Here is a 6,820-nt window from a genome sequence, read left to right as displayed (position 1 = left end):
ACTTGCTCAGGATTCGGGTACTTTGTCGCAATCCTGAGCCGAGCCCTGCTCATTGATATTGCAAAAAAATGAGCGACCAACTTCAGACGGTCGCTCATCATCGTTCACCAACATTGCGTAAGAACCACTCCTATTTTGCACTACACAACCTTTTCACCTCCAGAAAAACGCAATTTGTTCCTGGTCAGTCAACTATAATAATGTACTAACTACAAACAAAGATACACTTCCTCACAATTATTAAAAAACGGCTCCCGCATTCGCGAGAGCCGTTTAACGTGTTAATTCAATTCGAGTGCATAAGAGACAGCTGCGAGCGCATAGAGCGGGGCCGTCTCCGAACGCAAGATGCGTGGTCCAAACGCACAGACCCGTGCCCCACGTTCCGTCCACTCGTTCACTTCCGACTCGGTAAAACCGCCTTCCGGCCCGACGATGAGGAGTAGCTTGGACCCAGGTGACAATGCTTGCAATACGGACGCGAACGCCGCCTTCTCTCCTTGCTTCGCTTCTTCCTCATAGGCGATGACGACAGCATCGAACGCGGCAAGGTCTTCCGTCAACGCACGAGGTGTCATATAGCGGGACGTCGGCACGACGGCGCGATACGACTGTTCGGCCGCTTCTTGCATAATCTTTTGAAGGCGTTCGAGTTTTTTCGGCGCCTTCTTGGCGTCCCATTTGGCGACCGATCGTTTCGACTCGAATACCCATAGGTGATGCAGACCGAGCTCGGTCGCTTTTTGAGCGACGAGTTCGATTTTGTCTCCTTTCGGGAGCGCATAGGCGAGCGTCACCTCGACCGGCAGCTCGGTCGTCGCTTGACGACGTTCGAGCACACGGGCCGTGCCAGTCTTCTTCTCGAGCGTCACGACTTCGGCCTCATATTCAAAACCGGTACCGTCTAAGAGCACCAAGCGATAGCCCGGACCTTCACGAAGCACCGTCCCGATATGATGAACGACGTCTTGCGGCAATGCGACCGTATCTGTTTTAAACGCGTCACGTTGTAAGAAATAGCGTTGCATGGCTTACCCCTTCTTCGCGATGATGGCGACCCAGTCTTCCATGACTCGCGTCTCTTCAATCAAGAATCCAGCCGCCTTGAGCGCTTCCGTCACTTCATCCCGTTTTTGGCCAATGATGCCTGACGTGATGAAATAGCCGCCTGGTTTGACACGGTCATATGCATCGTCAACGAACAGCATGATGACGTCGGCTAAAATGTTGGCGACGATCAAGTCATATTCGCCGCTCATCTCTTTCAACAAATCACCCGTCTTGACGTCGACGACGTCTAGAACGCCGTTCGTCTCGACGTTTTGGCGGGCCGATTCGACCGCGACCGCATCCAAATCGAGCGCCTCGACTCGTTCCGCGCCAAGCTTCGCCGCCGCGATGGCAAGTACGCCTGAGCCCGTCCCGACATCGATCAAGCGGTCACCCGGTTGGATATAGTTCTCGATCGCTTGAATGCACAGCATCGTCGTCGGGTGCGTCCCGGTCCCGAACGCCATACCCGGGTCGAGCAAGATCACGTTCTCTTCCGGTTGTGGCACGTATTCTTCCCACAGCGGAACGATCGTGAGGTGTTGCGAGATTTTGACCGGTTTATAGTACTGCTTCCACGAGTGGGCCCAGTCCTCCTCATCCATCTCGAGCGCCGTCACGGTACCGGCGCCGACTTCAAAGATATTGCGTAGCCGTTCAATTTCTTTTTTCAGTGTCGAGAGCGTGTCCGGTAAGTCGCCTGAGACAGGAACGTACGCTTTCACGTGAACACCCGACGTTGGATACGTATCACGGCCGGATTCGTCCCAAATCTCTCCGAAATGATCTTCTGCCATCATCCGGTCGTAGTCTTCGACGTCCTCGATGACGACACCTTGTGCCCCCACTTCATGTAGTAAATTTGATACGGCTTCGACTGCCTGCTGTGTCGTGTGGACACAAATTTCAGACCATTTCATCGCTTGTACACGCTCCTTTTACTGGCTAAAAAACTTTTTCATCTTTTGGAAGAGGCCGTGCTGTTCTTCCACGCCCGCTTCTCCGCTGATCTCTTCAAACTCGCGGAGCAATTCTTTTTGACGATCTGTCATGTTCGTCGGTGTCATGATGACGATATTGACGTACTGGTCGCCGTTGCCGCCGCCGCGAACGCTCGGCATCCCTTTTCCACGCAAACGGAATTTCGATCCGGTCTGTGTTCCGGCTGGCACTTTCAAGCTGACCTTGCCGTGCACGGTCGGGACTTCGAGTTCGGCGCCGAGTGCTGCTTGCGCGAACGTGACCGGCATCTCCATCGAGATGTGCTGGTCGACACGCTCGAAGATTTCGTGCGCCCGAACGCGGACGACGATGTAAAGATCGCCGGCCGGGCCACCGTTAGCGCCAGGACCACCTTTGCCGGACATGCGGATCTGTTGGCCGTTATCGATACCGGCAGGAATTTTGACTTCGACTTGCTGTGTCTTCTTGACGTGACCAGAGCCATGGCACGTCGTACATTTCTCTTTGATCGTCTTGCCTGTTCCATGACATTGGCTACACGTCCGCTGATTGACCATGCGACCGAGCACCGTGTTCTGTTCGACCGTTTCGACACCGCTACCGCCACAACGGCCGCACGTCTCTGGTTTCGTACCCGGCTTGGCACCGCTACCCATACACGTGTCACATTCGACTTCGATCTCAAGGTCGATCGTTTCCGTCTTACCGGTCACGCTCTCCATGAAGTCGAGGTCGACGACGTATTGATAATCTTCTCCGCGTCGCGGTGCGTTCGGGTCTTGACGACGTCCGCCGCCGCCGAAGAACATGTCGAAGATGTCGCCGAATCCGCCTTGGAAGTCACCGCCGCCTCCGAACTGGCTCGCTCCTTCAAATCCGAAGCGGTCATATTGAGCCCGTTTCTGCTCGTCTGACAGCACTTCATACGCCTCGCCGAGCTCTTTAAATTTATCCGCCGCATCCGGCTCTTGGTTGATGTCTGGATGATATTCCCGTGCCAATTTGCGATAGGCCCGTTTGATGTCTTGCGCCGAGGCCGATTTATCTAGGCCAAGCACTTCATAATAATCTCGTTTCGCCACGTTACTCTCTCCTCTTTACTGTTTCAAGTTCGATTTTACCGATTCTACCTTAACATGGAAAGAGCCAAAGCAGAAACCTGCTTTGGCGCCATCCAATCTATCGGTTGCCTTATTTACGATCGTCGAGATCTTCAAACTCCGCGTCGACGACGTTATCGTCTTTCGCTTCTGTTTGTGTCTCAGCGCCTTCAGCACCTTGCTGTTCAGCCATGTTCGCATATACTTTTTGCGTCAATTCTTGTACGACTTCAGATAGCTCATCTTTCGCCGTACGGATTGCTTCGAGGTCTGTACCTTCAAGTGCTGATTTTGCTTTTTCTTTCGCTGCTTCGGCTTTGTCTTTATCTGTTGCGTCGACTTTATCTCCAAGGTCTTTGATCGCCTTGTCCGTCGCGAAGACGAGTTGGTCCGTTTCGTTACGGAGCTCTGCTTCTTCTTTACGCTGTTTGTCTGCTTCCGCGTTCGCTTCCGCTTCTTTCACCATGCGCTCGATTTCAGCCTCGTCGATACCTGAAGACGACTGGATCGTGATCGACTGCTCTTTGTTCGTACCGAGGTCTTTCGCCGATACGTGAACGATTCCGTTCGCATCGATGTCGAACTTGACTTCGACTTGTGGTACACCGCGTGGTGCCGGCGGGATGTCCGTCAATTGGAAACGACCGAGCGTCTTGTTGTCAGGCGCCATCGGGCGTTCCCCTTGCAAGACGTGGATGTCAACGGCTGGCTGGTTGTCTGCCGCTGTCGAGAACACTTGTGATTTCGATGTCGGAATCGTCGTGTTGCGATCGATCAACTTCGTCATCACGCCACCCATCGTCTCGATACCGAGCGAAAGCGGAGTCACGTCGAGAAGGACGACGTCTTTCACGTCACCGGCAAGAACGCCACCTTGGATCGCTGCGCCGAGGGCAACGACTTCATCCGGGTTAACGCCTTTGAATGGCTCTTTCTTCGTGAAGTCGTGAATCGCTTTTTGGACCGCTGGGATACGTGTCGAACCACCGACGAGAATGATCTTGTCGAGGTCAGACGGCGTGAGGCCTGAGTCTTTCAACGCGCGACGAGTCGGTTCCATCGTGCGCTCGACGAGGTCTGCTGTCAACTCATCGAATTTCCCACGTGTGAGTGTTGTTTCAAGGTGAAGCGGGCCTGCTGCCCCTGCCGTGATGAACGGGAGGCTGATGTGCGCGCTTGTCACGCCTGAAAGGTCTTTCTTCGCTTTCTCGGCCGCATCTTTCAACCGTTGGAGCGCCATCTTGTCTTGCGCGAGGTCGATACCGTTCTCTTTCTTGAATTCGGATACGAGGTGATCGATGACTTTTTGGTCAAAGTCGTCTCCGCCGAGTCGGTTGTCCCCTGCTGTCGCGACGACTTCAAACACGCCGTCTCCAAGCTCAAGAATCGAGACGTCGAACGTACCGCCACCGAGGTCATAGATCAAGATCGTGTGGTCTTCACCTTTGTCGAGGCCGTAAGCGAGCGCCGCTGCCGTCGGCTCGTTGATGATCCGTTTGACATCAAGACCGGCAATTTTCCCTGCGTCTTTCGTCGCTTGACGCTCAGCGTCGTTAAAGTAGGCAGGAACTGTGATGACCGCTTCAGTTACTGACTCACCAAGGTAGTCTTCTGCATCTTTTTTAAGTTTTTGCAAAATGATGGCCGAAATTTCTTGTGGCGTGAATTTCTTACCGTCGACTTCGACCGTATGTGACGTTCCCATATGACGCTTGATCGATTGGATCGTGTTCGGGTTCGTGATCGCTTGACGCTTCGCGACTTCACCGACTTGACGCTCTTCCCCTTTGAATGCGACGACAGACGGTGTCGTACGGTTCCCTTCTGCGTTTGAGATGACGACCGCTTCGCCACCTTCCATAACTGCTACACAAGAGTTCGTTGTTCCTAAGTCAATTCCGATAATTTTAGCCATTGTCTATTCCTCCATCTAGTTAAGTAATTTTATTCCGAAACTTTTACCATGCTTGGACGAATGACGCGTCCGTGCAACGTGTACCCTTTTTGAAGCTCCATCGTTACAATCCCAGACTCGAACTCATCGCTCGGTTCTTGCATGACCGCTTGGTGATAATTCGGGTCGAACGGCTGACCGACCGCTTCGATCACTTCAACGTTCTCGGCGTTTAACACGTCGAGCAATTGACGGTGGATCATATCGACGCCCGCTTGAATGTTCTTTGCATCGTCTGAGGACGCTTCGACTTGAAGCGCACGCTCAAAGTTATCGATGAGCGGAATCAATTTCTCGATGACGGCTTGCGAAGCGAACTTGACGCGTTTCGCGTTCTCTTCGTTCGTTCGGCGGCGGAAGTTGTCAAAATCAGCACGAATCCGAAGCTCGCTCGCTTTGAGCGCTTCGATTTCTTGTTGCAAATCTGGCCCCTCAGAACTTTCTTCCACTATTTCAGCATTTAAAACCTCGTCAGCGTCCGCAGTCTCTGACTGCAACGCGTCGAAATCTTTCTCTTCGAGCACTTCTTCTTCTTGGTCTGGCCCGTTTTGATTTTCAGTAGTCATATTGAGGCTCCTTTCGTTCACTCTTCTAGTTTCGTTCGCCTTAACGCTTCAATGATTTGTCCCATCATCCGCACCCCGTGCCGATAATCCATCCGGGTCGGACCGATCATCGCGATCGTCCCGAACGTCTTGCCGTCGAGCGTATAGTCCGAGGTGATGACGCTACAATTTTGAAGCGCAAGGATCCCATTCTCGCTCCCAATGCTCACATAAATCTCGCGATTTGGCAACGATTCGAGCCAGTCGGTCAACCGTTCTTGCTCGTCGATCCACTCTAGGAACGGACGTAACGTATCGAGCGTTTGAAACTCGGGTTGGTTGAAGATGTTTTTCTTCCCACCAAGATACAGCGAGGTCGGATGATGTACCCCGACGGTCGCTTGAATGAGTTGCATCATCGACTCATATTGTTGTTGATGAGCGAGGCGAAGGTTTGACACTTCTTCTCCGATACGGAACTTCAGTTGACCGAGCGGAGTTCCTTTTAGACGATCGTTTAAAAATCGGATTGTTTGTTCGACCATATCCGGCGCCATCGGCGATTCGAACACGACCGTTCGATGTTCGACGTGCCCTTGATCCGTTACGATCAAGACGACACCGCGCCGTTCATCGAGCGGCATCAAATCGATCCGTGCCAGCCGGTTCATCTGACTGCTCGGACCGAGCGCTACCGTCGTATAATTGGTCAAATCAGAGAGTAGGTCAGCGGCTTGACGAATGAGGACTTCTGACTCTTGGGCGGACGCTCGCAAGCGTTCCCCGAGCCGATATGTTTCCCGCTCGTCGATGAGTTTCGTCTCGACAAGGTGATCGACGTAATAACGATACCCGACTTCAGACGGGATTCGTCCTGCTGAAGTGTGCGGTTTTTCGATCAAGCCCATGTCTTCTAAATCCGCCATGTCGTTTCGGATCGTCGCCGAACTGAACGACAAGTCATCCCGTTTCGAAAGCGTCCGTGAACCGACGGGCTGGGCTGTCTGAATGTAATCATCAATGATCGCTCGTAAAATGAGCAATTGTCTCTCTGTCAGCACAACATCACTCCTCTCTGAAGGATTGGCCTCACTTTTATTAGCACTCATATTTACTGAGTGCTAATCACACTTCAAATATTATCATGTTCTCCTTATTTGTCAATTCAAATGCATCATTTTTTCCATCGATTGAAAGTCATTCGAAAT

General features: G+C 52.5%; 6 protein-coding genes. All 6 read right to left on the bottom strand.

Annotation, left to right across the window (positions count from 1 at the left end):
* Positions 1-281 precede the first annotated feature (281 nt).
* The 6 genes from EVJ30_RS06005 to hrcA all read right to left on the bottom strand — a co-directional run bounded on the left by EVJ30_RS06005 (position 282) and on the right by hrcA (position 6,673).
* Positions 282-1,028, bottom strand: coding sequence for a 16S rRNA (uracil(1498)-N(3))-methyltransferase (locus tag EVJ30_RS06005; protein WP_131468374.1), 747 nt, complete (start codon positions 1,026-1,028; stop codon positions 282-284).
* Positions 1,029-1,031: 3 nt separating this feature from the next.
* A complete protein-coding gene (prmA, locus tag EVJ30_RS06000) occupies positions 1,032-1,970 on the bottom strand; it encodes a 50S ribosomal protein L11 methyltransferase (protein WP_131468372.1) in 939 nt (312 codons plus the stop codon).
* Between the two features lie 18 nt (positions 1,971-1,988).
* Positions 1,989-3,095 (bottom strand): molecular chaperone DnaJ, encoded by a 1,107-nt coding sequence (dnaJ, locus tag EVJ30_RS05995; RefSeq protein ID WP_131439963.1) that lies wholly within the window; start codon positions 3,093-3,095, stop codon positions 1,989-1,991.
* 109 nt (positions 3,096-3,204) lie between these two features.
* Positions 3,205-5,028 (bottom strand): molecular chaperone DnaK, encoded by a 1,824-nt coding sequence (dnaK, locus tag EVJ30_RS05990; protein ID WP_070326980.1) that lies wholly within the window; start codon positions 5,026-5,028, stop codon positions 3,205-3,207.
* A gap of 29 nt (positions 5,029-5,057) precedes the next feature.
* The gene (grpE, locus tag EVJ30_RS05985) at positions 5,058-5,633 is read right to left on the bottom strand and encodes a nucleotide exchange factor GrpE (protein WP_131468370.1); all 576 of its coding nucleotides are present in this window, start codon (positions 5,631-5,633) and stop codon (positions 5,058-5,060) included.
* A 17-nt stretch (positions 5,634-5,650) separates the two neighbouring features.
* Complete coding sequence (gene hrcA, locus EVJ30_RS05980) at positions 5,651-6,673, bottom strand: heat-inducible transcriptional repressor HrcA (RefSeq protein ID WP_070326978.1); 1,023 nt, start codon at positions 6,671-6,673, stop codon at positions 5,651-5,653.
* Positions 6,674-6,820 lie beyond the last annotated feature (147 nt).

Origin of the sequence: Exiguobacterium sp. SH5S13 (genome assembly GCF_004337085.1) — a bacterium.
Classification (GTDB): Bacteria; Bacillota; Bacilli; order Exiguobacteriales; family Exiguobacteriaceae; genus Exiguobacterium; species Exiguobacterium aurantiacum_A.
This window is presented reverse-complemented; position numbering and strand designations above follow the sequence as displayed.